General features: G+C 65.1%; 20 protein-coding genes. 11 read left to right on the top strand and 9 right to left on the bottom strand.

Annotation, left to right across the window (positions count from 1 at the left end; genetic code table 11):
• Positions 1-6 precede the first annotated feature (6 nt).
• Positions 7-1,434 (bottom strand): glutamate--tRNA ligase, encoded by a 1,428-nt coding sequence (gltX, locus tag ACN0YL_RS08820; RefSeq protein WP_417497729.1) that lies wholly within the window; start codon positions 1,432-1,434, stop codon positions 7-9.
• Between the two features lie 81 nt (positions 1,435-1,515).
• On the opposite strand from gltX, the gene ACN0YL_RS08815 reads away from it, so the two are divergent.
• Positions 1,516-3,606 carry a ComEC/Rec2 family competence protein gene (locus ACN0YL_RS08815; protein WP_417497728.1) on the top strand — a complete coding sequence of 697 codons (2,091 nt, stop codon included), beginning with the start codon at positions 1,516-1,518 and terminating at the stop codon, positions 3,604-3,606.
• A gap of 682 nt (positions 3,607-4,288) precedes the next feature.
• Here the strand turns inward: ACN0YL_RS08815 and lexA are convergent.
• The 3 genes from lexA to trpD all read right to left on the bottom strand — a co-directional run bounded on the left by lexA (position 4,289) and on the right by trpD (position 6,929).
• Positions 4,289-5,005, bottom strand: a complete 717-nt coding sequence (gene lexA, locus ACN0YL_RS08810; protein ID WP_417497727.1) for a transcriptional repressor LexA — start codon at positions 5,003-5,005, stop codon at positions 4,289-4,291.
• A 90-nt stretch (positions 5,006-5,095) separates the two neighbouring features.
• Positions 5,096-5,908 (bottom strand): indole-3-glycerol phosphate synthase TrpC, encoded by an 813-nt coding sequence (gene trpC / locus ACN0YL_RS08805; protein WP_417497726.1) that lies wholly within the window; start codon positions 5,906-5,908, stop codon positions 5,096-5,098.
• 1 nt (position 5,909) lies between these two features.
• On the bottom strand, positions 5,910-6,929 hold the full coding sequence (trpD, locus tag ACN0YL_RS08800) for an anthranilate phosphoribosyltransferase (RefSeq protein ID WP_417497725.1): 1,020 nt from the start codon (positions 6,927-6,929) through the stop codon (positions 5,910-5,912).
• Between the two features lie 559 nt (positions 6,930-7,488).
• On the opposite strand from trpD, the gene ACN0YL_RS08795 reads away from it, so the two are divergent.
• On the top strand, positions 7,489-8,193 hold the full coding sequence (locus tag ACN0YL_RS08795; RefSeq protein ID WP_417497724.1) for a hypothetical protein: 705 nt from the start codon (positions 7,489-7,491) through the stop codon (positions 8,191-8,193).
• 50 nt (positions 8,194-8,243) lie between these two features.
• Here the strand turns inward: ACN0YL_RS08795 and ACN0YL_RS08790 are convergent, their stop codons facing one another.
• On the bottom strand, positions 8,244-8,834 hold the full coding sequence (locus ACN0YL_RS08790) for an anthranilate synthase component II (protein WP_417497723.1): 591 nt from the start codon (positions 8,832-8,834) through the stop codon (positions 8,244-8,246).
• Between the two features lie 99 nt (positions 8,835-8,933).
• Here ACN0YL_RS08790 and ACN0YL_RS08785 point away from each other — a divergent pair, with 99 nt between their 5' ends.
• On the top strand, positions 8,934-9,944 hold the full coding sequence (locus tag ACN0YL_RS08785) for a divergent polysaccharide deacetylase family protein (RefSeq protein WP_417497722.1): 1,011 nt from the start codon (positions 8,934-8,936) through the stop codon (positions 9,942-9,944).
• Here the strand turns inward: ACN0YL_RS08785 and trpE are convergent.
• The gene (gene trpE / locus ACN0YL_RS08780; RefSeq protein WP_417497721.1) at positions 9,930-11,432 is read right to left on the bottom strand and encodes an anthranilate synthase component I; all 1,503 of its coding nucleotides are present in this window, start codon (positions 11,430-11,432) and stop codon (positions 9,930-9,932) included. The two genes, ACN0YL_RS08785 and trpE, sit on opposite strands and share 15 nt — an antisense overlap.
• Positions 11,429-13,363, bottom strand: a complete 1,935-nt coding sequence (locus tag ACN0YL_RS08775; protein ID WP_417497720.1) for a SurA N-terminal domain-containing protein — start codon at positions 13,361-13,363, stop codon at positions 11,429-11,431. The genes trpE and ACN0YL_RS08775 overlap by 4 nt, the downstream gene beginning before the upstream one ends.
• Before the next feature lie 176 nt (positions 13,364-13,539).
• On the opposite strand from ACN0YL_RS08775, the gene tpiA reads away from it, so the two are divergent.
• The 5 genes from tpiA to ACN0YL_RS08750 all read left to right on the top strand — a co-directional run bounded on the left by tpiA (position 13,540) and on the right by ACN0YL_RS08750 (position 18,281).
• Positions 13,540-14,265, top strand: a complete 726-nt coding sequence (gene tpiA / locus ACN0YL_RS08770; RefSeq protein ID WP_417492185.1) for a triose-phosphate isomerase — start codon at positions 13,540-13,542, stop codon at positions 14,263-14,265.
• Positions 14,266-14,370: 105 nt separating this feature from the next.
• Positions 14,371-15,432 carry a response regulator receiver protein gene (locus ACN0YL_RS08765; protein ID WP_417492184.1) on the top strand — a complete coding sequence of 354 codons (1,062 nt, stop codon included), beginning with the start codon at positions 14,371-14,373 and terminating at the stop codon, positions 15,430-15,432.
• Between the two features lie 67 nt (positions 15,433-15,499).
• On the top strand, positions 15,500-15,823 hold the full coding sequence (secG, locus tag ACN0YL_RS08760; protein WP_417492183.1) for a preprotein translocase subunit SecG: 324 nt from the start codon (positions 15,500-15,502) through the stop codon (positions 15,821-15,823).
• Positions 15,824-15,897: 74 nt separating this feature from the next.
• Positions 15,898-17,526, top strand: coding sequence for a CTP synthase (locus ACN0YL_RS08755; RefSeq protein ID WP_417492182.1), 1,629 nt, complete (start codon positions 15,898-15,900; stop codon positions 17,524-17,526).
• A gap of 113 nt (positions 17,527-17,639) precedes the next feature.
• Complete coding sequence (locus ACN0YL_RS08750; RefSeq protein ID WP_417497719.1) at positions 17,640-18,281, top strand: head GIN domain-containing protein; 642 nt, start codon at positions 17,640-17,642, stop codon at positions 18,279-18,281.
• Here the strand turns inward: ACN0YL_RS08750 and ACN0YL_RS08745 are convergent.
• Together ACN0YL_RS08745 and ACN0YL_RS08740 are read right to left on the bottom strand one after the other, a co-directional pair.
• Positions 18,278-19,675, bottom strand: coding sequence for a pyridoxal phosphate-dependent decarboxylase family protein (locus tag ACN0YL_RS08745; RefSeq protein WP_417497718.1), 1,398 nt, complete (start codon positions 19,673-19,675; stop codon positions 18,278-18,280). The genes ACN0YL_RS08750 and ACN0YL_RS08745 overlap by 4 nt on opposite strands.
• Before the next feature lie 955 nt (positions 19,676-20,630).
• On the bottom strand, positions 20,631-21,548 hold the full coding sequence (locus tag ACN0YL_RS08740) for a LysR family transcriptional regulator (protein ID WP_417497717.1): 918 nt from the start codon (positions 21,546-21,548) through the stop codon (positions 20,631-20,633).
• 106 nt (positions 21,549-21,654) lie between these two features.
• Between ACN0YL_RS08740 and ACN0YL_RS08735 the strand changes: the two genes are divergently transcribed.
• The 3 genes from ACN0YL_RS08735 (at position 21,655) to eno (ending at position 24,746) form a co-directional block, all read left to right on the top strand.
• Positions 21,655-22,521: an NAD(P)H-binding protein gene (locus ACN0YL_RS08735; RefSeq protein WP_417497716.1), complete on the top strand. Its 867-nt coding sequence runs from the start codon at positions 21,655-21,657 to the stop codon at positions 22,519-22,521.
• Between the two features lie 563 nt (positions 22,522-23,084).
• Positions 23,085-23,267, top strand: a complete 183-nt coding sequence (gene rpmF / locus ACN0YL_RS08730) for a 50S ribosomal protein L32 (protein WP_091767016.1) — start codon at positions 23,085-23,087, stop codon at positions 23,265-23,267.
• Positions 23,268-23,474: 207 nt separating this feature from the next.
• Positions 23,475-24,746, top strand: a complete 1,272-nt coding sequence (gene eno, locus ACN0YL_RS08725; RefSeq protein WP_417492177.1) for a phosphopyruvate hydratase — start codon at positions 23,475-23,477, stop codon at positions 24,744-24,746.

The raw sequence follows: 24,746 nt of genomic DNA, 5'->3' as shown, positions 1-24,746 counted from the left end.
CTGTTTTCAGCCCGGTGAAATCTGGTCCTTGATGCGATCCAGCACTTCATCGCGGCCAAGATAGACCATGACGAGTGCGAGATCCGGGGCGGGTGCCCCACCGGTCAGGGCCGCACGAAGCGGTTGACCGACTTTGCCAAACCCGACGTTTTCGGATTCGGCGAATTGCTTGAGCACGCCGGCGAGTGTGTCTTCAGTCCAGGCATCCGTTTCAACCAGACGCATGAAAAGCCGGTTAAGACGCTCACGGGCGTCATCGTTGAGGGCCTTGGCGAGCTTCCCCGTCAGTTCGAACGGGCGGGCTTTCACAAGGAAATAGGCCTGTTCGGCCAGCGCTTCCAGCGTTGCGGCGCGGGTTTTCAGCACCGGCATCGCATTTCTTATGCGGCTGGCCTTGACGGCCTCGTCGCTGATCTGCCCGTCCAGCTTTGCCAGGAAAGGCGCCACCAGCGCACACAGGCGCGCATCATCGGCGCGCGCGATATGGTGGGCATTGATATGCGACAGTTTGTCCAGGTCGAGCCGGGAGGGGGATTTGTTGAGCCCGCCCATATCGAAAACGGCAATCGCCTCGGCATCGGTGAAGAATTCCTGGTCGCCATGGGACCAGCCCAGCCGCAGCAGATAATTGCGCAGGCCTTCGGGCAGATAGCCCATGTCGCGATAGGCTTCGGCACCCAGCGCGCCATGGCGCTTCGACAGTTTCTTGCCGTCGGGCCCGTGAATCAGCGGGATATGCGCGAAGACCGGACGGGTCCAGCCGAGCGCATCATAGATCTGGGCCTGGCGGCCGGCATTCACCAGATGATCATCGCCGCGGATGATATGGGTGATTGCCATATCATGATCGTCGACGACGACGGCGAGATTATAGGTCGGGCTCATATCGCTGCGCAGCAGCACCAGATCGTCAAATTCCTTCGCCGCCCAGCGCACATCGCCCTGGACCGCATCCTCGATCAGCATGTCGGCGTCGCTGGCACGAAAGCGGATCACATAGGGCACACCCTCGGGTGCCTCGGCCGGATCGCGATCGCGCCAGGGCGAGCGCAGGGCGCGGCCGGCCGCGAAGGCTTCGGCGCGCAGGGCATCGGTTTCCTCGGCGCTGCAATAGCAGCGGAAGGCATGACCGGACGCAACCATTTGTTGTGCGACCTCGACATGCCTGTCAGCGCGGCTATATTGGGAGACGACATCACCATCCCAGTCGAGGCCGAGCCAGCCAAGACCGTCCTGGATCGCGTCAATGGCGGGCTGGGTCGAGCGCGCGCGATCGGTGTCCTCGATACGCAACAGGAACTCGCCGCCATGATGGCGCGCGAACAGCCAGTTGAACAAGGCGGTGCGTGCCCCGCCAATGTGCAGGAAGCCCGTCGGCGAGGGGGCAAATCGGGTGCGGATCATCGGTTTCAAGTATTGCACCTGCGAAATCATGCTGCGCTGCAAGAAGAAGATCGTTTGTTAGCATGAATATCGGCGGTGGCGATAGGGGTTAGGCAGGGAGGATTTCGACGGGTGCGTCAGCCCGAGCCCGGATATCGGCCCGGCCCTCCGGCCCGGCCCGCCCTGTTCGTGCTGGCGGGGCGGCCGGCGATCCTTGCTGCGTTGGGCTTTGCCGCCGGCTGCGCGGCCTATTTCGCACTTCCGGCCGAACCTTCCGCTCTCTGGTCTGTCGCCCTGGCCGGGCTGGCCCTCGCGGCCCTGCTGGCGGCACGCGCCATACCCCACGGCGCGGCCCTGGGGTTGGCGGCGCTGGCGATTCTGGCCTTCGCGGCCGGGCTCGCACGCGCCCAGCTTCGCAGCCACGCCCTGGGCGCCGGGACGCCGCCGCAGCTGGTATTCGGGCGTCCGGAGCCGGTGACGGGCTGGCTGGAAGCGGTGGAGCGCAACAGTCGCGGCCGCGCCCGGCTGTCGATTCGCCTGCCGCGGTCACGCGGTGATCCGGTCCGCCGGGTACGGGTGCTCGCCGCCGAGCCGCAGCTGCAGCCGGGCGATGCGGTGAGCATATTGGCGATCATCGAGCCGCCGCGCCGCGCGCCGGTGCCCGGCAGTTATGATTTCCGTTTCAATGCCTATTTCGCCGGCATTGTCGGCAGCGGTTTCGCGATTGCGCCGCTCGAGCCCGGTCCGGAACTGGCGCAGGACGCAGCGGCGCGGGCGATTGCCCGCTGGCGCTGGCAGATCGCCGGGCATTTGCGCCAGCGCCTGCCCGGCCGCAATGGCGCCATGGCGGCCGCCCTGCTGACCGGTGATCGCTCCGGCCTGACGCCGCAGGTTAGCGAGACCCTGCGCGCGGCGGGTCTGGGCCATGTGCTGGCGATTTCCGGCATGCATATGGCGCTGTTTGCGGGCGGTGTTTTTCTCATCCTGCGCTTCGGCCTCGCCGCGATCACCCCGTTTGCGCGCCGCTTCGATGCCGCCGGGCCGGCAGCGGTCGGGGCCTTGCTGGCGGGGGCGGGCTATTTCCTGCTCTCCGGCGGTGCCATCCCGACCCAGCGTGCCTTCCTGATGACGGCGGCGGTGCTGACCGGTGTGCTGGTCGGGCGGCGCGCCCTGTCGCTGCACACGCTGGCGCTGGCGATGATTTTCGTGCTGGCGCTGCAGCCGGAAGCCGTGCGCGGCGCCGGTTTCCAGATGTCCTTCGCCGCCGTCGCCGCGCTGATTGCCTGCGCCGATCTGTGGTTTCGCCGCCGCCGCCGGCCGGCTGCACCGCTGGATTTCGGACGCGGCCTGCTCTCCGGTCTGGGCAGTTTGAGCCTGACCAGCCTGATCGCCGGGCTGGCAACTTCGGGCTTTGCCGCCTTCCATTTTCACCGCATTGCCGGGTTCGGTCTCGCCGGCAATCTGCTGGCGATGCCGGTTTTCACCTTCATCGTCATGCCGGCCGGGGTGGCGGCGCTGTTCCTGATGCCCTTCGGCCTCGACGGGCCGGCCCTGATGGTGATGAGCGGCGGGCTCGACGTGATGTTCGCGGTCGCCGACCGGGTCGCCGGTGCGCCGGGCGCGCTGCAGCCGGTCATCGCGGCGCCCGGCTGGGTCCTGCCGCTGTATGCGGCGGCTTTCGTGACCGTGCTGCTCGGGCGCGGACCGCTGCGGCTGGGCGGCGCTGGCCTCGCAGTCGCGGCGCTCATTGCCTGGAGCCTCGCACCGGCACCGGACCTTTTCATCTCCGAGGGGGCGGTCGTGGTCGCGCGTGACGGGGCGGACCGGGATGAGTGGCAGGCCAGCACCCGCCGGCGCTCCCGCTTTGCCGTGACGGTGTTCCTCGAACAACGCGGGGCCCACGCCCCGCCGGCGCGCGCCGGGCTGGAGTGCGACGATATGGGCTGTCGCGGTCAAGGCGGCGGGCTGCGCTATGTCGTGCTTGAGCAGGCCGAGGACTGGGCTACCGATTGCGACCGGGCCGATCTGCTGGTGCTGATGGTCGATCTGCCCGTGTGGCTGCACCGGCGCTGCCGCGCCCTGGTGCTTGATCGCGCCCGGCTCGATGCGGGTGGTGGCACCCTGGTCTGGACCCGCGACGGCGCCATTGTGCGAATGCAAACCGTCTCGACGCCCGGCAGCAACCGCCCCTGGGAGCGGCGCCGCTTTTCTGCCCGCGAGTGAGGACGTTCGGCCCCCATCGGCTGCTGCGCAGCCACGTCCCCCGTGGACGGGGAAGACGGCAGGGTGCTGGTCGGTGGAGGGGTGGGGCGACGGAGCGACGGGGTGGCGAGCCGGCACGGCAAGGGGTGTGTCTTGGAGGGCTGCGGGTTTGAGCCGGCCCGGTCGTGGTGGAGGGCAGGTGCGCGGTGTGTGAACGCTGCGGGTGGCCCCTATCGGCTGCTTCGCAGCCACGTCCCCCGTGAACGGGGAAGACGGCGGTGTGCTGAGCAGACCCACCACAATCGAGACCCGCAACCGGCGAGGCCCGCAACAATCGAGCCCCGCTACTGTTGAGCCCGCTACTGTTGCGCCCGCTGCAGGCGAGGCCCGTTACAGGCGAGGCCGGGACGCGGGCATCAAAGCTGCAGTCGGGGCCGGGACGCGGGTATCGAACCCCAATTGCTGCCTCCAGCCTCCAGTCGGCAGCCGATTTGTGCCGCCAGACGATGCCTGGATCCCCGGCAGCGGTGATTCAGCCACCCGGCACGCCGGCCCTGTTTAATTCTGGCACCAACCCGTCAGACCCGAATCCGTCAGGCCTTAACCTGTCAGGCACCAATCCCTCATGCGTCAGCCCACAAGGCGCCCGCAATTCAGCGACGCCCCGGTCGGGCCGGACATCGGGGCATCTGTGGAACCCGCCTCAGTGATAGCGGCGGATCAGTCCGACCAGGCGGCCCTGGACCTTGACCCGGTCGGGGCCGAAAATGCGGGTTTCATAGGCCGGGTTGGCCGCTTCCAGGGCGATCGAGCCGCCCTTCTTGCGCAGGCGTTTCAGCGTCGCTTCCTCGTCATCGACCAGGGCGACGACGATCTCGCCGCTATCGGCCGACTGGCCACGCCGGATCAACACGATATCGCCGTCCATGATGCCGGCCTCGATCATCGAATCGCCATTGACCTCGAGGGCGAAATGCTCGCCGCCGCGCACCATGTCAGCGGGGAAGGCGAGGCGGTCGGTTTCGTGCTGGATGGCGGCGATCGGCACACCGGCGGCGATACGGCCGAGCAGCGGGATCTCGATCGAGGCCTCGGCGCCGCTGTCCTCGGTATTGCGCTTGAAATTGGCGCGCACGACATTGGCGCCGAGATCGCTGTCGTCACCGGTCGGCGCCGGGTCCGCGTCCTCGAGGCTGGCAGCGGCGGATTCGGGCAGTTTGAGCACTTCCAGCGCCCGGGCGCGATGGGCGAGGCGGCGGATGAAACCGCGCTCCTCCAGCGCCGTGATAAGGCGGTGAACACCGGATTTCGAGGCCAGCTGCAACTCCGTCTTCATTTCATCGAAGGAGGGCGAAACGCCGGTATCCTTGATCCGGTTATGGATCAGCATCAGAAGTTCGTGCTGTTTACGGGTGAGCAAGTCAGCCCCCTTTGATGATGCCGGCGCGCAAACACCGAAAGAACAAATCAGGAATATGTGGCTTTGTTCTACAAAGGTTCCCGTCAGGCGTCAAGCGGGGTTTTGCCAGGCCATCAGGGCCCGCGTCGCGGCGGTGACATCGTCCTGGCGCATCAGGCTTTCGCCGACCAGCAGGGCGCGGGCACCGGCCGCGTGCAGGCGCGCGGCGTCGGCGGCGGTGAAAATGCCGCTCTCGGCGACCGGGAAGGCGGCACCGGCCAGCATCGGCGCCAAAGTCTCGAAGGTCTCCAGCGCGGTCTCGAAGGTGCGCAGATTGCGGTTATTGACCCCGATCAGCGGCGCCTTCAGCCGCAGCGCGCGCTCCATTTCCGGCGCGTCATGCACCTCGACCACCACATCGAGCGACCAGCGCGCCGCTTCCTCGATCAGGGCGCGGGCGGTGGCGTCGTCCACAGCGGCGAGAATCACCAGGATGGCATCGGCGCCGAGCATGCGCGCCTCGGCGACCTGGTAGGGATCATAGAGGAAATCCTTGCGCAGGACCGGCAGATCGCACGCCGCGCGCGCGGCAATGAGAAAGCGGTCCGAGCCCTGAAAGCTCGGCCCGTCGGTGAGGACTGAGAGGCAGGTAGCGCCGCCGGCCTGATAGGCGCGAGCCAGGGCGGGCGGATCGAAATCCTCGCGGATCAAGCCCTTGGACGGGCTTGCCTTCTTGATCTCGGCGATGAGACCCAGCCCCTCGGCGTCGGCCGCCCGCTCAAGCGCGGCGTGAAAGCCGCGCACCGGCGGGGCGTCTTCGGCGTGGGCCGCGATCTCTCCATAGGGCAGGGCGGCCTTGCAGGCGGCGATATGCTCGAGCTTGTAGGCACCGATCCGCGCCAGCGTGTCAGGGATATCGGCCATTTCACGCTTCCCCGCGCGAGATGGTGGCCATGCGTGCCAGCGCCGTGCGGGCGCGGCCATCATCGATCGCGGCAGCGGCCAGCTTGGCCCCCTCGGCCAGCGTCTTGGCCTGGCCCGACAGGATCAGCGCCGCGCCGGCATTGAGCAGCACGATGTCGCGAAACGCCCCTTTCTCGCCCTCGAGCAGGCGCAGGATGGCGGCGGCGTTGTAGGCCGGATCACCGCCCTTGAGGTCGGCCTCCATGGCGCGCGTGATGCCGGCATCTTCCGGTGTGACGGAATAGGTGGTGATCTCGCCATCGCGCAGCTCGGCAACATCGGTGCCGGTGGTCGTGGTGATCTCGTCCATGCCGTCCTGGCCGCAAATGACCAGCGCATGCTCACAGCCCAGATCGCGCAGCGCCTCGGCCATCGGCACCAGCCAGCGCTTGTCATAAACCCCGAGCAATTGCCGCTTCACACCGGCCGGATTGGCCAAGGGGCCCAGCAGGTTGAACATGGTGCGCACGCCGAGATTCTTGCGCGCGCTGGCGACATGGCGCACGGCGCTGTGGTGGGCCGGGGCGAACAGGAAGCCGACGCCGGCCTCGGTCAGCGAGCGCTCGACAGCCTCGCGCGGACAATCCAGCTTCACGCCGAGCTCGGCGAGCACGTCGGAGGAGCCCGATTGCGAGGAGGCGGCACGATTGCCGTGCTTGGCGACAATGGCGCCGGCGCCCGCGGCCACGATGGCTGCCGCGGTGGAGATATTATACGCGCCCTTGCCATCGCCGCCCGTGCCGCAGGTGTCGATCGCACCTTCCGGCGCCCGGATCTTCGCCATGCGGCCGCGCAGGACGCGTGCGCCGGCAGCGATATCGGCCGGCTGTTCGCCCAGGGCGGCGAGCCCCATCAAAAAGCCGCCAATCGCGGCATCGGGCGCATCGCCTTCCATCAATTGATCAAAGGCGCCGGAAATCTGGGCAGTCTCGGGCCGCTGGCCCTGGCTGAAGGCCGCAAGGCAGAGGGCAAGGTGGTTCATACCAGTCTCTCGATTTTTGAATATTCGTGTCGGATCGATCATCGCGCCATCGGCGCGCGCGCTACAAGCTTGCCGTCAAGCCACGCCATCGACCGCCAGCCCCAAGGTATCGAACGCGCGTCACCGCCCCACGCCCGCCACGCGGCGCGATGGCCGTGCAGGGATGGGCGTGATGGACAGATGAGATCGGCATACCGGCTGACTTTCAGTTGAACCAAGCGAACCGGTAAAGTGATAATGCGGGTGGGGACGGTTTTCAATGCGGGGGGTGTGTGGGGCGTGATGCCGCCCACCTATCCCCCATCCCCCACAATTATCCCACGTCATCCCGGCGAAGGCCGGGACCTCGACGTGACAGGGTCGGCGCCCGTGATATCGAGGTCCCGACTGGAGTTCACCCCACGCAGGTGGGGGTCAGGATGACGAAAAATCATCAAACTTATCCCCACCCCTCCAGGCCCCGCCTCATAATACCGGCATGACAGGTATCCAGAGAAATGAAGTTGAGCGGGCGAGATTGCAGGCCCGGGCGCGGGCCTTGCGGGAGCAGGGGCTGACGATGGCACAAGTGTCCGATGAGACGGGGGTGTCGGAGACGACGCTCAATCGATGGGCGCGGCGCGGTAGCTGGCGGCTGTCGGATATGGCCGGCAAGGCACCGGGCGTCGCGGCGGTGTCGCTGGATGCGAATATCCCGGATGATATTCCCGATCTGCCGCTGGAGGAGGCGGCCTCGGTACTGGTGGCGCGGGCGAGCCGCTATGCGCTGGCGGGACAGATGGCGCGCTCGGCGGTGGCGGCCAGGCTGGCGCGGCAATTGATCGAACTCTCCCTGCGTCAGGCGGAAGTGGCGGCGCTAAAGGCGACGGCCGACCTGGCCTCGCGCCGGCGCCTGCCTGCGGAGTTGGTCGGCTTGCCGCTGGACGAGGATTGCCACCCGCTGGAATTTCCCGAGGGATGGGACATGGCCCGGGCTGAAAAGGAGGGGCGGATGGATCTGGTTCCGATCGAGCGCTTGCGTGATGATTTGCGCGAACGCTTGATCGTGAATCCCCCGGCCTGGATGCGGGACCGCGACCAGGAGGCCGGCGAGCAAGCGGGCCAGGATGCCGAGGAGGAGGCGGCCGATCCCGAACAGTGCGAAACGGCCGAAAATCCCCCCGCCAGGATGACAGACGATGACAGGCTGACAGACGCGCGAACCGAGTCTGTCAAGCCGGAAACGCCTGCGGACACAGGGCCGCGGATACGGTCATTCTGGTGATGGCAGGATGGCAGACAGTTTTTCCGGTGACAGTCGGGATGGGCTATTTGTCACGCCGCCCGGCGGTGCGTCTCCCGCGTCATGTCGAGGAAATTGCGCAGCAGGTCATGGCCGTGTTCCGAGGCAATCGATTCCGGGTGGAACTGCACGCCGTGGATCGGGCGTTCGACATGGCAAAGCCCCATGATCTCGCCGTCGCTGGTGTGGGCCGTGGCGCGCAGGGCTTCGGGCAGGGTTTCCGGTTTGACGGCGAGGGAGTGATAGCGCGTCGCCGTGAAAGGGCTGGGCAGGCCGGCGAACAGGCCGGTGGCGTCATGGTCGATCGCGCTGGTCTTGCCGTGCATGATCTGCTTGGCCGAAATGACATCACCGCCAAAGGCCTGGCCGATCGCCTGGTGGCCGAGGCAGACGCCGAGCAAGGGCAGGTCTGTGGGCAATTGCCGGATGATATCGAGACAGATGCCGGCCCGGTCCGGATCACAGGGGCCGGGCGAGAGCACGATGCCGTCGGGCTGCAGCGCCAGGGCCTCGCTGGCGCTCATGGCGTCATTGCGGATGACGCGGGTCGTCGCCCCCAATTCCTGGAAATAATGCACCAGGTTGAAGGTGAAACTGTCGTAATTGTCGATGATGAGCAGCATGGTGGGTCTCCGTGGCCGCAAGCTAGGCGTTTCGCCGCGCGCCGCCAATCCCGGAAGGTGCTTAACGCGGTGTTAACGCGTCGCGGGCCGACTGGTGGCATGCCTTCCAAGCCTGCCAAACCGATTCGGTCCCACAATGCGTCGACGCCTTTGCTGGCGAGCCTCGTCGTCGCCTCGGCCTATCTGCTTGGCGCGACGGTGTTCTCCATCGCCAGCGCCGCGCCGCAGACGCCGGAGCGGGCCATCCGCTTTGCCGCGGTTGCAGGGCCGGTGGCCACGCCCGCGGCCACCCCGGGTCTTGAGCCGGAACTACCGCCGGCGGCGCTGATTGAAACCTCTGCGACCGTACCGGCACTGGTCCCGCCCCTGACCACGATGCCGGCTCCGGTCAGCGCCGCGCCCCGGCGTCCACGCATTGCGCTGATCATCGATGATGTCGGCCTCGACGCGAGCGCCGCGGCGCGCGTGCTGGCGCTCGATATCCCGCTGACCGTCGCCATCCTGCCCTATGCCGACGCCGCCGCCTCGACAGCGCTCGCCGCCCGGGCTGCGGGCCGCGATGTGCTGGTGCATGTGCCGATGGAACCGCTCGGCCTTGCCGATCCCGGACCGCACGCGCTGCGCGTCGATCTCGGCGATGCCGATCTGCGCGCCCGCATCCGCTGGGCGATGGCAAGGGTGCCGGGCGCCATCGGGCTCAACAATCACATGGGCAGCCGCTTCACCCGGGATCCGCGCGCCCTGCGCGTCGCGCTGGGTGCGATCGCCGGACAGGCGCCGCTATTTGTCGATTCGATGACCACCGCCGACAGCCGCGGCCTCGCCGTGGCCGAAGGCCTCGGGCTGGCGGTGCTGCGGCGCGACGTGTTTCTCGATCATGTCATCGCCGCCGACAGCATCGCCGAGCGCCTGGCCGAGGCGCAGTCCCTTGCCCGCGCCCAGGGCCATGCCGTGGTCATCGGTCATCCGCATGATCTGACGCTGGATGCGCTGGAAAGCTGGATTGGCGAGGCCGAGGCGGCCGGGTTTGAATTCGTCACCGTGACGACGCTGTCGGCGGCGCTGCGGGCTACGCCGCCCGAACAGATCTCGGCCTCAATCGGGCAGTGAATTCTCGGCGGCACGAAACAGGGCCATCGCCTTGTTGACGGTCTCGACGCGCTCCGACTCCGGATCGCTGTCAAGCACCACGCCGGCCCCCGCCTGGACATGCATGCGGCCATCCTTGATCACCGCCGTCCGCAGGGCGATGCAGGTATCCATGCCGCCATCGGCACTGAAATAGCCCACAGCCCCGGCATAGATGCCGCGCCGGTGTGGCTCGAGCTCGTCGATGATCTCCATCGCCCGCACCTTCGGCGCGCCCGACACCGTGCCGGCGGGAAAGCCGGCGAACAGGGCCGAGACCGCGTCCTCGCCCTCGGCCAGATCGCCTTCGACATTGGAGACGATGTGCATCACATGGCTGTAGCGCTCGACATTTTCGCGCGAGGTAATGCGCACACTGCCCGGTCTGGCGATGCGCCCGACATCATTGCGGCCGAGATCGAGCAGCATGAGGTGCTCCGAGCGCTCCTTGGGGTCGGCCAGCAGATCGGCCTCCAGGGCGTCATCCTCAGCCGGGGTGGCGCCACGCGGCCTGGTGCCGGCGATCGGGCGGATCGTGACGGTATCGTCGCGCAGCCGCACCAGGATTTCCGGACTGGAGCCGGCAATCTCGAACCCGTCCATGCGGAAATAGAACAGGAAAGGCGAGGGGTTGAGACGGCGCAGCGAGCGGTAAAGCCAAAAGGAATCGTCGGTGTATTCCGTCGAGAAACGCTGGCTCGGCACGATCTGGAAAGCGTCACCGGCGCGGATATAGCCGCGCGCGGTCTCGACCGCGGCGCGGTAATCGGCCTCGCTCTGGTTGGAGACGATCGGGCCCGGCTTGCCGCCGGGCGGCGCCAGCTCGGGCAGGGGGCCGGCGAGGGTGTCGAGGGCCTGCTGCAGCCGTGCGGCAGCGGCGTCATAGGCGTCGCGCGGAGAGTGGCCATCGGGGCGGATGCTGCAATAGACCTGGATTTCCTGCTTCAGCGCATCGAACACCACCACGGTGCGCGGGCGCATCAGACAGGCCTCGGGCACGTCGAGCGGATCGGGCGCCGCGTGTTCAGGCAGCCGCTCGAGATAGCGCACCATGTCATAGCCGAGATAGCCAAACAGGCCAGACGCGATCGACGGCGCACCCTCGGGCAGGGGACAACGCGCATCTTCGATGACCGCGCGCAAGGCCTGCATCGGTTCGGCCTCGATTGCGGTAAAGTCACGCGCCGCGATCGCATCACCGCGCGCCTGGCTGGCGACACCGCCGCGGCATTGCCAGATCAGGTCAGGATCGAGCCCGATGGCCGAATAGCGCCCACGCCACGCCCCGCCCTCGACCGATTCGAGCAGGCAGGCATGCCCGTCCCGGTGCGCCAGTTTGAGATAGGCCGCGACCGGGGTGAGCAGATCATCGGGCTTGGAGGCGTGCACAATAACCGGTTCGCCCGCCTGCAGCCGCGCCTCGACGGCGGCAAAATCCGGCAGGATGCGGCTGCGTGGATTGGCCGTCACGGCGTTACGGTTTCGCCCAGGGCACCGGCGCGCAGGCGCTGGTCAACCGAGCTGGCGTCGATTTCGTATTCACTCAGCAGGGCGGTCTGGGCTGCCACCAGGATGTCGTCATTGATCTCGCCGGCGATGGTGGCGGCGCGTTGCTCGATCTCGCCAAGCCCGGCCTGGGCCAGGTCGGCGGGGATGATCTCGTCGACGACCAGCACCATGTGCGGTCCGGGGCCACGGCGTTGCGCCAGGGCTGGTTGGCCCGGCTCCATGCTGAAGGCCTGGCCAACGGCGGTGGCGTTGAAGCTGCCGGCCGTCTCGTCGCGTTTCAGGGTGGAGGTCTCTATCCGTCCACCGGCTGTCAGCACCACGACTTCCATGTCTTCACCGGCCTGGAGCTGGGCGAGCGCCTCATCGGCGCGGGCCTGCAACTGGCTGTCGGCTTCCGAGGCGCGCCACATTTCCGCAGCCTCGTCGCGAACCTCGTCCAGCGCGCGTGGCTGCGACGGGATGACATCATCGACGCGCAGGGTGAACCAGTCACTCTCATTGAATTGTTGCAGGTCGATAGCGAAGCCCGCGAATTGCTCAAAGGCCACGCGCAGGACATCGGGGGCCAGTTCCTGGTAACGCTGGAAATCAATCTCGCCATCCTGGGCACGGGCGTATTGATCGAGCGGCACGAAGGCCTCGAGCGGTACGCCGGCGCGTCGGGACGCATCTTCCAGCGTGGCGCCATTGGCGCGTTCCTGCTCGAACGCCGCCATCGCGTCATACATCGCATTGGTGGCCTCGGCGCGCGCGGCCTCGGTGCGCAGCGCGTCGAGCTGGTCCTCGAAGCTCGGGATCACGGCGTCGGTGACGGCGTCGATGCGCACGGCCGACCAGCCGAAACTGCCTTCAACCGCACCGGTCTCGCCCTCGGCCATGGCAAAGACCGCAGTCGCCAGCCGGCTGTCGGGGATCTGATAGGCCTGGACATCGGTCTGGGTCAGCGGGGTGTCGAGGCCGAGCTCGGTGGCGATCGCTTGCGCCGTTTCCCCGGCCGAAAGGCGGGTCGCAATCTGGCTGGCGGTCGCTTCGTCCGTTGCAGTCAGCTGTGTGAAGCTGCGCTGCGCCGGCGTTCCCAGCGCGCCGTTCTCGACCTGGTAATCATAGGTTTCGCGCAACACCGCCTCATCAATATCGACATCGGCGATGTAGTCCTCAAGCTGGAAGCGAACCAGGGTGATGGCCCGGAATTCCGGGGCCGTAAACACCGGCAGGCCAAGGGCATCGGTCTGGTCGGGATGGGCCTCGATAAATGCCTGCAACTCCTCGTCGGTCGGCTCTCCGATCGCATCGGCGGCCGAATCGTCAAGAATCAGCGCCCGGATCCGGCGTTGTTCCTGCTGCACCAGAAAGCGTGTCGCGGCCATGCCGGTGGGGGTCAGCTCGCCAGAGGTGAGGGCTTCGGCCAGCTGCGAGCGGGTCATGTCCTCGGTGATCGAGCGCTCGAATTCGGTCGGGGAGATGCGGGCATTCTGCAGCGCACTGAGATAGGCCGTTGTGTCGAGCACGCCGGTCACCGGGTTGAGGAAGGCCTGGTAGGTCCGCAGCTCGGTAGTCAGGGCTCGGTCCGAGGTGACCAGGCCGAGTTCGCGTGCCTTGGCGTAGAAGGCGGCCTGCACGATCAGGCGCTGCAAAACCTGGTCACCCAGACCGGCCTCAAGGGCCTGCTCACGGGTCACGTCAGGGTTTTGCTCCTGGATCCCCTGCAATTCGCGTTCGAACGATTGCGCCAGTTCACGCTGGCTGATCTGCTCCTGGCCGACCACCACGACGGCGGTGCCGCTGCCGGTGAAAATGCCACCGACCCCGTAGAGCGCAAAGCCCAGAACCAGCAGGACGATGATCACCAGCGCGAGCGGCGATTGGGCGAAGGCGCGAAAATTTGACAGCATGGATTGGCAGGGCCTCTGGAAAGCAATGGCGGCAAGGTAACGGCGCAGATTCGCTGTCGCAAGCATCAGCGGCTGTACTGCGGGCAAAAGCGGCGGCCGAGATTGCGGCGGCGGCGTTTGCAGCATACTCCTGTGCCGGTCCAGGGCGCGGCGCGCCGGAGAAAACGGGGGGCTAGATGTCACGACGCATGTTGATTGCCGGCAATTGGAAAATGCACGGCCTTCGGTCGGATCTGGGCTTCTTCGATGCACTGGCGGTGCACGCTGGCAAGGGCAATGCCGAGGTTCTGGTCTGCCCGCCCTCGACATTACTGTCCGCCGCTGCCGAGCGCTGTGCCGGCACAGCGATCCGGCTCGGCGGTCAGGACTGCCACACCGGTGCGACCGGTGCTCATACCGGTGATGTCGCGGCGGTGATGCTGCATGACGCCGGGGCACGCTATGTCATCCTCGGCCATTCCGAACGGAGGAGTGATCACGCGGAGAGTTCGTCGCTGGTCTGCGCCAAGGCAGGCGCCGCCCTCGCTGCCGGCCTCACTCCGATCGTCTGCGTTGGCGAGACGCGCGAGCAACGCGAGGCTGGCGAAGCCTTCGACATTGTCGCCGCCCAGCTGGGCGGCTCGCTGCCGGCGGCAACGGATAGCGGGATTGTCATAGCTTATGAGCCGGTCTGGGCGATCGGGACGGGACTCACGGCTTCGGCGTCCGACGTTGCACGGATGCATGCCTTTATCCGGACGCGGCTGCCAGAGCCTGCGACGACGCGGGTGCTGTACGGTGGATCGGTCAAGCCGGGCAATGCTGCCGAGCTGATGGCGCTGGACGATGTCGATGGCGCCCTGGTCGGCGGCGCCAGTCTCGACATTGATGCGTTTGCTTCCATCATCGCAACTGCAGGTTAGGGCCGTACTGCGCCGGCGCGGCGCGCGGTAAGCGGATCGAAACTTATTCCCGTAATGATGACGTCAGCTTGATGTCTTGATCCATTGACCGGGAGCGCGCGGCGCATGAGTGAAGTTGATTACGCCAGAGCCTCTGTCCTGCTGTTTGACCCTGTGCACGTCAACCAGCGCACATCGCGCTATGCGCTGTTTGAGATGGGCTTCCGCAACATCGAATGCGTGTCGAACCTGAACGAGTTCAAGGGCGCCCTGGCTGATACCTCGCCGGCGCTGGTGGTCGCGGAAAGCAGTGCGACCGATGCCGATGTCTTCGCACTTGTCCGCAGCGTCCGGCGCAGCGATCTGGGGCGCAATCCGTTTGTTGTGATCCTGCTGACGACCTGGAGCCGGGATACTACCCATATCCGCCGCGCCATCGAGTGTGGCGCCGATGATGTTATCGTGCGGCCGTTCTCGACCATGTTTGCCGCCGAGCGGGTGCGCACCCTCGTCCGGGATCGCAAGGACTTCATCGTCACAAGTGACTATGTCGGTCCGGACCGGCGCAAGAGCACGGACCGTGATTCCGACACCCAGCCGCTGACGGTACCCAATTTCCTGCAGGCGATCGTGCATGGCGATGATGCCGCCATCGACCGTGCCAGCAGCTGGGCGCGCGAGGCCAAGGACGTCATTATTGCCGAGCGCCTTCGTCGCATGGCAATGCGGATCGTCATTTCCGTCGAGATCCAGCTCAACAAGCCCGAGAAGAACGCATTGCCGGTCCGCCTCGATGTCGCTGATATGGCCCGGACGGCGCGCGAACTGCGCGTGCAGCTCGTGAAGGCCTCGCGCGGCGAGGCGGCCGAGGTTGCTGCGGCCCTGATCGACCAGATTTCATCGCTCGGCGATGGTAGCAAGGCCGACAAGCGTTCGCTGCAGCTGATCAAGGAATTGTCGATGGCGACCTATGCCGCTTTCGCCAATGGCGAATCGCTGGAGCGCTCCAAGGACGAGATCGACCGCACGGTCGCCAATCTGCGTGCACGGCTCCAGACGCGTTCTGCCGATGGAAAATTGCGGGCCCAGATCGAGGCCGCCCGGGCGAAGGCTGTCAGCGAGGCCCAGGATACCGCAGACGATACTGGCCAAGCGGACAGTGCTGGTATAAAACGCGCCGCCATGTGACCGGGTTGCATGCGGGCGGGCCGGGGGCCATGTCTGCAGGGCAGAACCCAAATCTCAGGCGGTATTCATGACAAACGTGCTTCTCATCATCCAACTCCTGGTGGCGATTGCCCTGGTGGCAGTGATTCTGCTGCAGCAATCCGAAGGCGGCGCTCTCGGTGTTGGTGGCGGCCCCGGCGGCGGCATGATGAGCGGTCGCGGCGCGGCCAACATGCTGACGCGCACCACCATGATCCTGGGCGCAGTATTCATCGGCAATTCCATTCTGCTTGCCGTCGTGGTTGGTGTGAATTCCGAGGGCCAGAGCGTGTTTGAACGCAATGCGGATGCTGTCCTGCCCGAGCTTCCGGCCGATGAGCTGCCCAGCGATGGCGTCCCGACGGACGGCTGATCCCGGCGTAATTCACAGTCAAATTTGCAATTGCGCCTTTCGGGTCGCACGAATCTCCGATAGGCAGATTGCCCATGCCGCGATATATCTTCATCACCGGCGGCGTGGTCTCCTCGCTTGGAAAAGGCCTCGCTTCAGCCGCTATTGGCGCCCTGCTGCAAGCACGGGGCTATTCCGTACGTCTGCGCAAGCTCGACCCCTATCTCAACGTCGATCCCGGCACGATGTCGCCGTACCAGCATGGCGAATGCTATGTGACGGATGACGGCGCCGAGACCGATCTCGATCTGGGCCATTACGAGCGCTTCACCGGTGTGCCGGCGAGCCAGGCTGATAATATCACCACCGGGCGCATCTATCAGCGCATCATCGAACGCGAGCGCCGCGGCGATTATCTTGGTGCGACGGTGCAGGTCATTCCGCACGTCACCGACATCATCAAGCAATTCGTCCTTTCCGACGCCGGCGATGCCGATTTCGTGCTGTGCGAGATCGGCGGTACGGTCGGCGATATCGAGGGCCTGCCTTTCTTCGAGGCGATCCGCCAGCTCGGCCAGGAACTGGGCCATGAGCGCGCCGTGTTCATGCACGTCACCCTGCTGCCCTTCATCAAGGTCGCCGGCGAGATGAAGACCAAACCGACCCAGCACTCGGTCAAGGAATTGCGCTCGATCGGTATCCAGCCCGATATCCTTTTGTGCCGATGCGAGATCCCGATCCGCCCTGAAGAAAAGCGCAAGATCGGCCTGTTCTGCAATGTCCGTGAAAGCGCGGTCATCGAAGGCATGGACGCGCCGTCGCTCTATGACGTGCCGCTGGCCTATCACCGTGAAGGCCTGGATCGCGAAGTGCTGCGCTGTTTCGGCATCACCGACGCGCCCGAGCCGGATCTGACGAAATGGCTCAGGATTTCCCGGACAATTGCCGAGCCCGATGGTGAAGTGACGATCGGCATTGTCGGCAAATATGTCGGCCTGCTCGACGCCTATAAGTCGCTGATCGAGGCGCTGGCCCATGGCGGTATCGCCAATGGCGTCAAGGTGAAACTGAAATGGCTCGATAGCGAGCAGTTCGAGAAAGACGACCCGTACGCCCCGCTCGAGGACGTGCATGCGGTGCTCGTTCCGGGCGGCTTTGGTGGCCGCGGTGCCGAGGGCAAGGTCGCCGCAGCGCGCTTTGCCCGCGAGCGCAAGGTCCCTTTCTTCGGCATTTGTTACGGCATGCAGATGGCGGTGCTGGAAGCGGCGCGCGATCTGGCCGGCATCGAGAACGCCACCTCCAGCGAGTTCGACGAGGGCGGCGAACCGATCATTGGCCTGCTGACCGAATGGTCGCGCGGCAATGCGGTCGAGACCCGTTCCGAAGCGGACGACAAGGGCGGCACGATGCGTCTGGGCGCCTATCCGGCCGTCCTCGCCGAGGGCAGCCGCGTGCGCGAGATCTATGGCACCAGCCATATCGAGGAGCGTCATCGCCACCGCTACGAGGTCAATATCGCCTACAGGCAGAAGCTTGAAGAGGCCGGCCTGGTCTTCTCCGGCATGTCGCCCGACGGCATTCTGCCGGAGATTGTCGAGATCAGGGACCATCCCTGGTTCATCGGCGTGCAATTCCACCCCGAGCTGAAATCGCGGCCGTTCGAGCCACACCCGCTGTTCGCCAGCTTTGTCGCGGCGGCGCTGGAACAGAGCCGGATGGTCTAGGCAGAGCTTCAGACTGCTCCCCGCCGGGGCGGGATGCATCCAAACACGATCCCGGATGCATCCAGGATCAGGAGTGCCAGTTTCTCGGTACTCATGATCGGCGGGAGACGAAAATGCGCAATCAGATTTTAACGGCCCTGGCAGCCACGGCGTTGACCGCCGGGCTGGCCCTGGCCCAGGACAGCCAGACACTCGAGCTCAACGGGTTTGACAGCATCAATGCCGGCGGCGGTTACCAGCTCGTCGTCACGGTCGGTGAAGCCTGGTCGGTGAACCTCGAGGGCGACGCCGATGATTTCGAGCGGCTCGAGGCCAGCATCAGCCACGGTGAGCTTTCCCTGCGCCAGCGTAATCGTCTGTTCCGGCGCAACAGGGGGCTCGATCTGACGGTTCGCGTCACCATGCCGGCCGTAGACGGGCTGGATTTCAACCGCGGCATCTCGGCCGAGGTCTCCGGAATCGATGCCGGTGCCTTGTCACTCGAAGTCAGCACCGGGGCGGCGGCCGAAGTTTCGGGCAGCTGCGAGTCGCTCGATCTCGACCTGTCGACCGGCGGCTCGCTGCGGGCCCGCAACCTGGTCTGCGAGGCGGTAGAGGTCGCATCCTCCACTGGCGGTGAAGCGCGGGTATACGCCAGCGGGAGCGCAGAGGTGCGGGCGTCGACCGGAGCGGTGGTCCGGATATTTGGCGACCCGGCCCGGCGCGATGCGCGCGCCTCGATGGGTGGTGAAATCCGCTTTGATCGCGGCGACTAACGCGTCAGTTCGGCCAGGACCTCGACGGCCGTCATCACATCGTCGCGGGTGCAATCGAACTGGCCGACCTGGAAGCGGATGACGAAGCGGCCGTCATGCACCGTCTGGGTGAGATAGGTGCGGCCATCGGCATTGATGCGGTCGAGCAGGTCGCGGGTTGCGGCCTCATCCCTGTAGCAAAAGCTGAACAGCGAGAAGCGGCACGGCGTCACGATTTCAAAGCCGGGCAGGGCGGCAATCGCCGATTCGGCTTCGCGCGCCCAGGCGATGTGATTGCGGATCCGGGTGCGCAGGCCCTCCAGCCCGTAGGCGCGGATCAGGAACCATAATTTCAGCGCCCGGAAACGGCGGCCGAGCGGCACGGTCCATTCGCTGTAATTGACCAGGCCTTCGGCGCCGCCATCATCGAGGCCGGGGGTTTCCAGGTAATCCGGCCGCAGACCGAGCGTGCGCACCTGCGGGCCCGGATCGGCGAGGAACTGGATCGAGCAGTCGAATTGCGCGCCAAGCCATTTGTGCGGGTTGAAAACGATCGAATCCGCGCCCTCCACCCCGGCCCAGACCGTGCGCAATTCCGGACAGATCATCGCCGAGCCCGCCCAGGCCGCGTCAACATGGCTGTAGAGGCCTTGCGCGGCCGCGATGGCAAGGATCGCGGCAATCGGGTCGGAGGTGCCCACCGAGGTTCCACCGACGCACAGCACGACACCGGCGGGCACATGGCCGGCCGCCCGGTCGGCGGCGATGGCGGCGCTCAGCGCTTCGGGGCGCATTGAATCATCGGCATCGGTGGCGATTTTGACCAGATTGTCCTGGCCGATCCCGGCGATGCGGATCGCCTTGTCGATCGAGGAATGCGCCTGGGCCGAGGCGTAGATGCGCAGGCGTGACTGGCCAGACAGGCCCGCGGTATTGCCGGACCAGTCGAGGGCGCGCTCGCGCATGGTCAGGATGGCGGCGAGGGTGGCCGAGGAGGCGCTGTCCTGGATCACGCCGCGGAAACCGTCCGGCAGACCCAGCGCCTGGCGCATCCAGTCGACCATGCGGGTTTCCATCTCGGTCGCCGCCGGCGAGGTCTGCCACAGCATGCATTGCGCCGCCATCGCCGCCGTGAGCTGTTCGGCCAGCATCGAGGCCGGCGCCGCATTGGCCGGGAAATAGGCGAAGAAGCGCGGATGCTGCCAATGCGTCATGCCGTCAGGCACGATGGCCTCGAAATCGGCGAAGATCTGCTCCATCGCTTCGGCGTCTTCCGGCGGCGCGGCGGGGAGCTGGCGCAGGATATCGCCGGGCTGCGTTTGGGCTCGCACCGGGCGGTCGCGCAAATTGCCGAGATAATCGACCGTCCAGTCGGCAATCCGCCGCGCCCAGAGGCCGTATTGTTGCAGATCCATGGCCTGTCCTGCCTGTGATGGTGTTGCCCGGGTCCAGTTCGCAAAACCGGAATCGGTCGAGAGCGGGGGACTACTCTACTACGGCGGCAGCGAGGATGCGTAGCGGGCGGTGTGCTGTTGCCGTTAGGGGGGAGCGGGGTCGGGGAGGGCCGGCCGCACGTGGAGGGGATGGGTATCAAATATCCCAGCGCCCGGTCTCATATCGAAGATGAACAGAATTATGTGAAACGGGAAAGACTGTCTGCCAGTCTGCCATTGTCCCGCCAGGGGGCGCCCAGCCGCCTGCAGGCTCGCGATCTTGGGGTGGCAGGGCCGTGGCAGCCTGACAGTGACTGCCATTTATCGTGCCGGCCCGCGGCAATCGGGAGGCGGGGCGTTCTCAAGGGCCAACAATGTCAAAGAGCGAATTTCGCCCGATTATAGCGCAGATGGGGTGGGGGCGGATTGGATGGGCCGGCAAAGAGGGACGTGTACCTCTGGTACGCGTCCCGGGGAGGACTCTCTTTTCACGGCGATTTCTGGCGAAGGAGCCGGGCCTCGACCGAAAGCGGGTTTGCCCCGGGACAGGCACCAGAGGTCCCCGTCCCTCGTCGTTCCCGAGAGCCTTGCGAACCGGCGCTCGACCCGGGCCGGGCATGCCCCCGTTTCAAGGAATCGGGACCAGCTCCCGTATGCTGCCCTGGCTTTGTCCCGATCAACAGGGGCGGGGCTGGCCTGATCGGTGCCGCAATACCCGGCCACCGGGCAAATCCCGTCCAGCAAACCGGCCCGAGCGGCCAGATCCCGCCGTGAAAACCATGCCGGGATCCGGCCAGACTGGACTTGTCTCGTCAAGGGTCCTGACCGCGCAGCGGCGCTTCGCGCCCTTGACGAGACAAGTCCAGTCTGGCGCCCTTGCTTGGCAAGGGTTTCAGGGATGGGTGTGCCCAGGGTGGGCCGGGGCAATAGGTGCCTGTCAGCATTTATTTGCGGTTCTGGTTGGGCTCTGGCAGAGATCGATGAATGCGCGTAACGGCGTCGATGTGAAGCGGCTTGGGTAGTAGAGCCTCGGGCCTTCTTGTTCAGCCCACCAGTCAGGCAGGACTGGGACCAGAATTCCAGCGTGAAAATCGTCTTCGAGCCAGTTGCGGAAGGTGGCGATGAGGCCCAGCCCAGCTCGTGCGTAGCTCAAGCCAGTGTTCAACGCGTTCACGCTTAAAACAAGCCGCGTCATAGGCCTCACCTGGACCGTTTCCTCCCCGTTTCGCAAAGTCCAGGGCAAGAGAGGTCCCCCGGATAATCTGTAGCGGATCGCATAGTGCTCTGTCAGTTCCGCAGCGCTCCGAGGATGGCCGCACTCCTTGATATACGCGGGCGACGCCGCAAGCGCGATCTCCTGGACGCGTGGACCGAGCGGAATGGAAATCATGTCTTTCTCGATGGACGTGCCATAGCGGATGCCCGCGTCACATTCGGCAGCGACGATGTCGACAAGATTGTTCTCCACCACGATCTCGACTTCCACTTGCGGATGTCTGCGCTGAAATTCCACGAGAAGGGGCGGCAGAATGTCCGGCATGACAGCACCTGGTACGTTGAGTTTCAAACGTCCCTGCACACGGTCAGCCGAATTTGCCGTTTCCAGGCACGCCACATCGATTTCCGCCAACAGCGGCTGAATGCGGTCTGCCAACGCACGACCTTGTTCTGTGGCCCGGACGCTTCGGGTCGTGCGCAGGAGAAGCGGCAAGCCGAGCTGCGCCTCGACCCGCGAGACCGTCGTGCTGATATTGGAGGGAGCAACGCCCAGCCGTTTCGCTGCGGCCCGGAAGCCGCCTTCATTCAGGACGGTGAGAAACACCATGAGATCGTTCGGCGACACATTGTTCTTCATAGAGAACAGGCTATTCGAATCTCAGTCGATTATCCAGGAATTCGATAACAATTAGCTTGTCTCTGGCCCCAGCACTTGGCGCGAAGCAAATTCAGGAGACAAACCCATGTTTATCGTTACAGGCGCGTCCGGCAAACTCGGTCGCAAGATCATTGAAAACCTTCTGATTCATGTACCCGCCGCGAACATCGGCGTCAGCGCCCGTGACCCGTCAAAAGTAGTCGATATTTCGGCACGTGGGGTGCGCGTGCGTCAAGGGGACTACAATGATGCCGAAAGCTTGCGCCATGCCTGGGCCGGTGCCAAGAACCTTCTGATGATTTCCTCGAATGCGGCCGCCACGGGCGGCAATCCCCTCAAGCAACACGCCACTGCCATACGTATTGCGCGTGAAGTCGGTGTGGAGCGCATTTTCTACACCAGCCAGGTGTCAAGCGCAGAGGCCTCTCATTTTCCACCCGGCAGAGACCACGCTGCTACGGAGAAGTTATTGGCAGAATCAGGGTTAGCTTGGACTTCTATTCGCCACGGTTTCTACGCCGAAAGTGCGTTGATGCTGAACGCGCGCGGTTTCGGCGCGGGTACACTGGAGGGACCGGAAGACGGCAAGGTTGCTTGGGTGAGCCACGATGATCTCGCCGCTGCCGACGCCGCCTTGCTGGCCGGCATTGAGGTGATCGACGGCCCGACACCGCCCCTGACCGGCAGTGAGGCATTGGACCTTGCCGACCTTGCGGAGCTGGCCGGAGATATTATGGGCAAGGCAATCTCGCGGCGTATCGTGAGCGAAGACATAATGGAAGCGAAGGCCCGCGCTGCCGGAGTACCAGAAGCTTCCATCGCCGTGATGGTGGGCTATTATCGGGCAGCACATGCTGGAGAATTTGAAGTAGTCGATCCCACGCTGGCCAATATTCTGAAACGTGACCCCGAGACCATTCGCACTTTCCTGACGTCTAAGCTCCTGAATTAATTAAAGTTGGAAGAACGGGGACACTCACCATTAAAATCGATGATACGCCCGTTAATTTAGTTGTTTAGACACATAGCAATGGTGAGTGTCCCCGGGAATTAATTGGGACAGACACGATTTCCAGGTCAGAGAGGACAGATCAATTGTTTCCGCGAGGCCGTCACCATCTCCGTCGCCTTCGGCGACACCTCTTCCATCAAGGAAGAGGAGGGCGATCATGGTGGCCGCTTCGCCTGTCTCCCTCCTCTTCCTTGATGGAAGAGGTGGCCGCGAAGCGGCCGGAGCTGGTGAGGACGGCGGACGCAACGGACCTGATCCGGCACATATTGAGGAGAAAAAGGGCGGCGTCGTTCTGCAGTCGACCTAAGTTCAAATGAGTGATCGTGTCTCGTGATCGTGCGGTCTGCGGCGTCGCCCACAAAAGGTTAATACGCCTGTTGGGCGCGAATGTCACGAAGAAGCGTCCCTCGCGCTTGCGTGGCCAGTTCGAAGCGGCTATATGGCGCGGCTCTAACGGGTGGTTCGCACCGCCTCTAACCGTATTCAGCATCGTGGAGAGCCTGATGGCCGTCCCTAAAAGAAAAACTACGCCGTCCAAGCGCGGCATGCGCCGCAGCCACGACGCCCTGTCCAACCCTGTCTATGTCGAAGACAAGGACAGCGGCGAGCTGCGCCGTCCGCACCATGTCGATCTGAAGTCCGGCATGTATCGCGGCCGTCAGATCCTCGACGTCAAGGACGACTGAGTCTTGAACGCTGCAGCACCGCTGGTGTTGCGCGCATGAATGTCCACAGGCGCGTTCCGGCAATCGGGGCGCGCCTGTTGCGTTTCAACCTGGCCGGCCCCGATCTGGCCCGATTTGCCATGGCGGGCTTTGACTTGCGGCCGGCTTTGGCTATGAAGCGCCCCAACGACTTTCGCCTGATATCCGTTCCAGTGGAGCCTGACCCTCATGACCGCCATCACCGACATCATCGCCCGTGAAATCCTCGACAGCCGCGGCAATCCGACCGTGGAAGTCGATGTGTTGCTGGAGGATGGCAGTTTCGGCCGCGCAGCGGTGCCCTCGGGCGCCTCGACCGGCCAGCATGAAGCGGTGGAAATGCGCGATGGCGGGGAGCGCTATGGCGGCAAGGGCGTGCTCAAGGCGATCGCGGCGATCGAGGGCGAGATCTTCGAGACGATTGGCGGGTTCGATGCCGAGAATCAGCGCCGGATCGATGCGGCCCTGATCGAGCTGGACGGCACACCCAACAAGTCGCGGCTTGGCGCCAATGCGACCCTGGGCGTCTCGCTCGCCGTCGCCAAGGCCGCCGCCGAGAGCTTCGGCCAGCCGCTTTATCGCTATATCGGCGGCCTCAATGCCCGCGTGCTGCCAACCCCGATGATGAATATCATCAATGGCGGCGCCCATGCCGACAATCCGATCGATTTCCAGGAATTCATGATCATGCCGGTCGGCATGGAGAGCTTTTCCGAAGCCCTGCGCTGCGGCTCCGAAATCTTCCATGCGCTGAAGGCGCGCCTCAAGGCCGATGGTCTCAACACCAATGTCGGCGATGAGGGCGGTTTCGCACCGAATATCGCGACCGCCGAACAGGCGCTCGACGTCATCATGGCGGCGATCGAATCGGCCGGCTACAAGCCGGGCGAGGATGTCGCCCTGGCGCTGGATGTCGCCTCGACGGAATTCTTCAAGGACGGCAAATACGTGCTGGCCGGATCGGGCAAGACCCATGATAGCGACGCCTTCGCCGCCTATCTGGAAAGCCTGGTCAACAGCTATCCGATCATCTCGATCGAGGATGGCATGGCCGAGGATGACTGGGAGGGCTGGAAAGCCCTGACCACGCGCCTCGATGGCCGGTGTCAGCTGGTCGGCGATGATCTCTTCGTCACCAATCCGGAACGCCTGGCCCACGGCATTGAAGTCGGCGCCGCCAATTCCATCCTGATCAAGGTCAACCAGATCGGCACGCTGTCGGAAACCCTCGACGCCGTCGATATGGCGCTGCGCTCGGGCTATTCCGCCGTCATGTCGCACCGCTCCGGCGAGACCGAGGATTCGATCATTGCCGATCTCGCCGTCGCCACCAATTGCGGACAGATCAAGACCGGCTCGCTGGCCCGCTCCGACCGCACCGCCAAGTACAACCAGCTGCTGCGCATCGAATCCGAGCTCGGCGATATGGGCGTCTTCGCCGGCGCCAGCGCCATCAGCTAG

Source organism: Maricaulis sp. (assembly GCF_048269565.1).
Taxonomy (GTDB): Bacteria; Pseudomonadota; Alphaproteobacteria; order Caulobacterales; family Maricaulaceae; genus Maricaulis.
The sequence above is the reverse complement of the archived record's forward strand: the minus strand, read 5'-3'. Positions and strand labels throughout refer to the sequence as shown.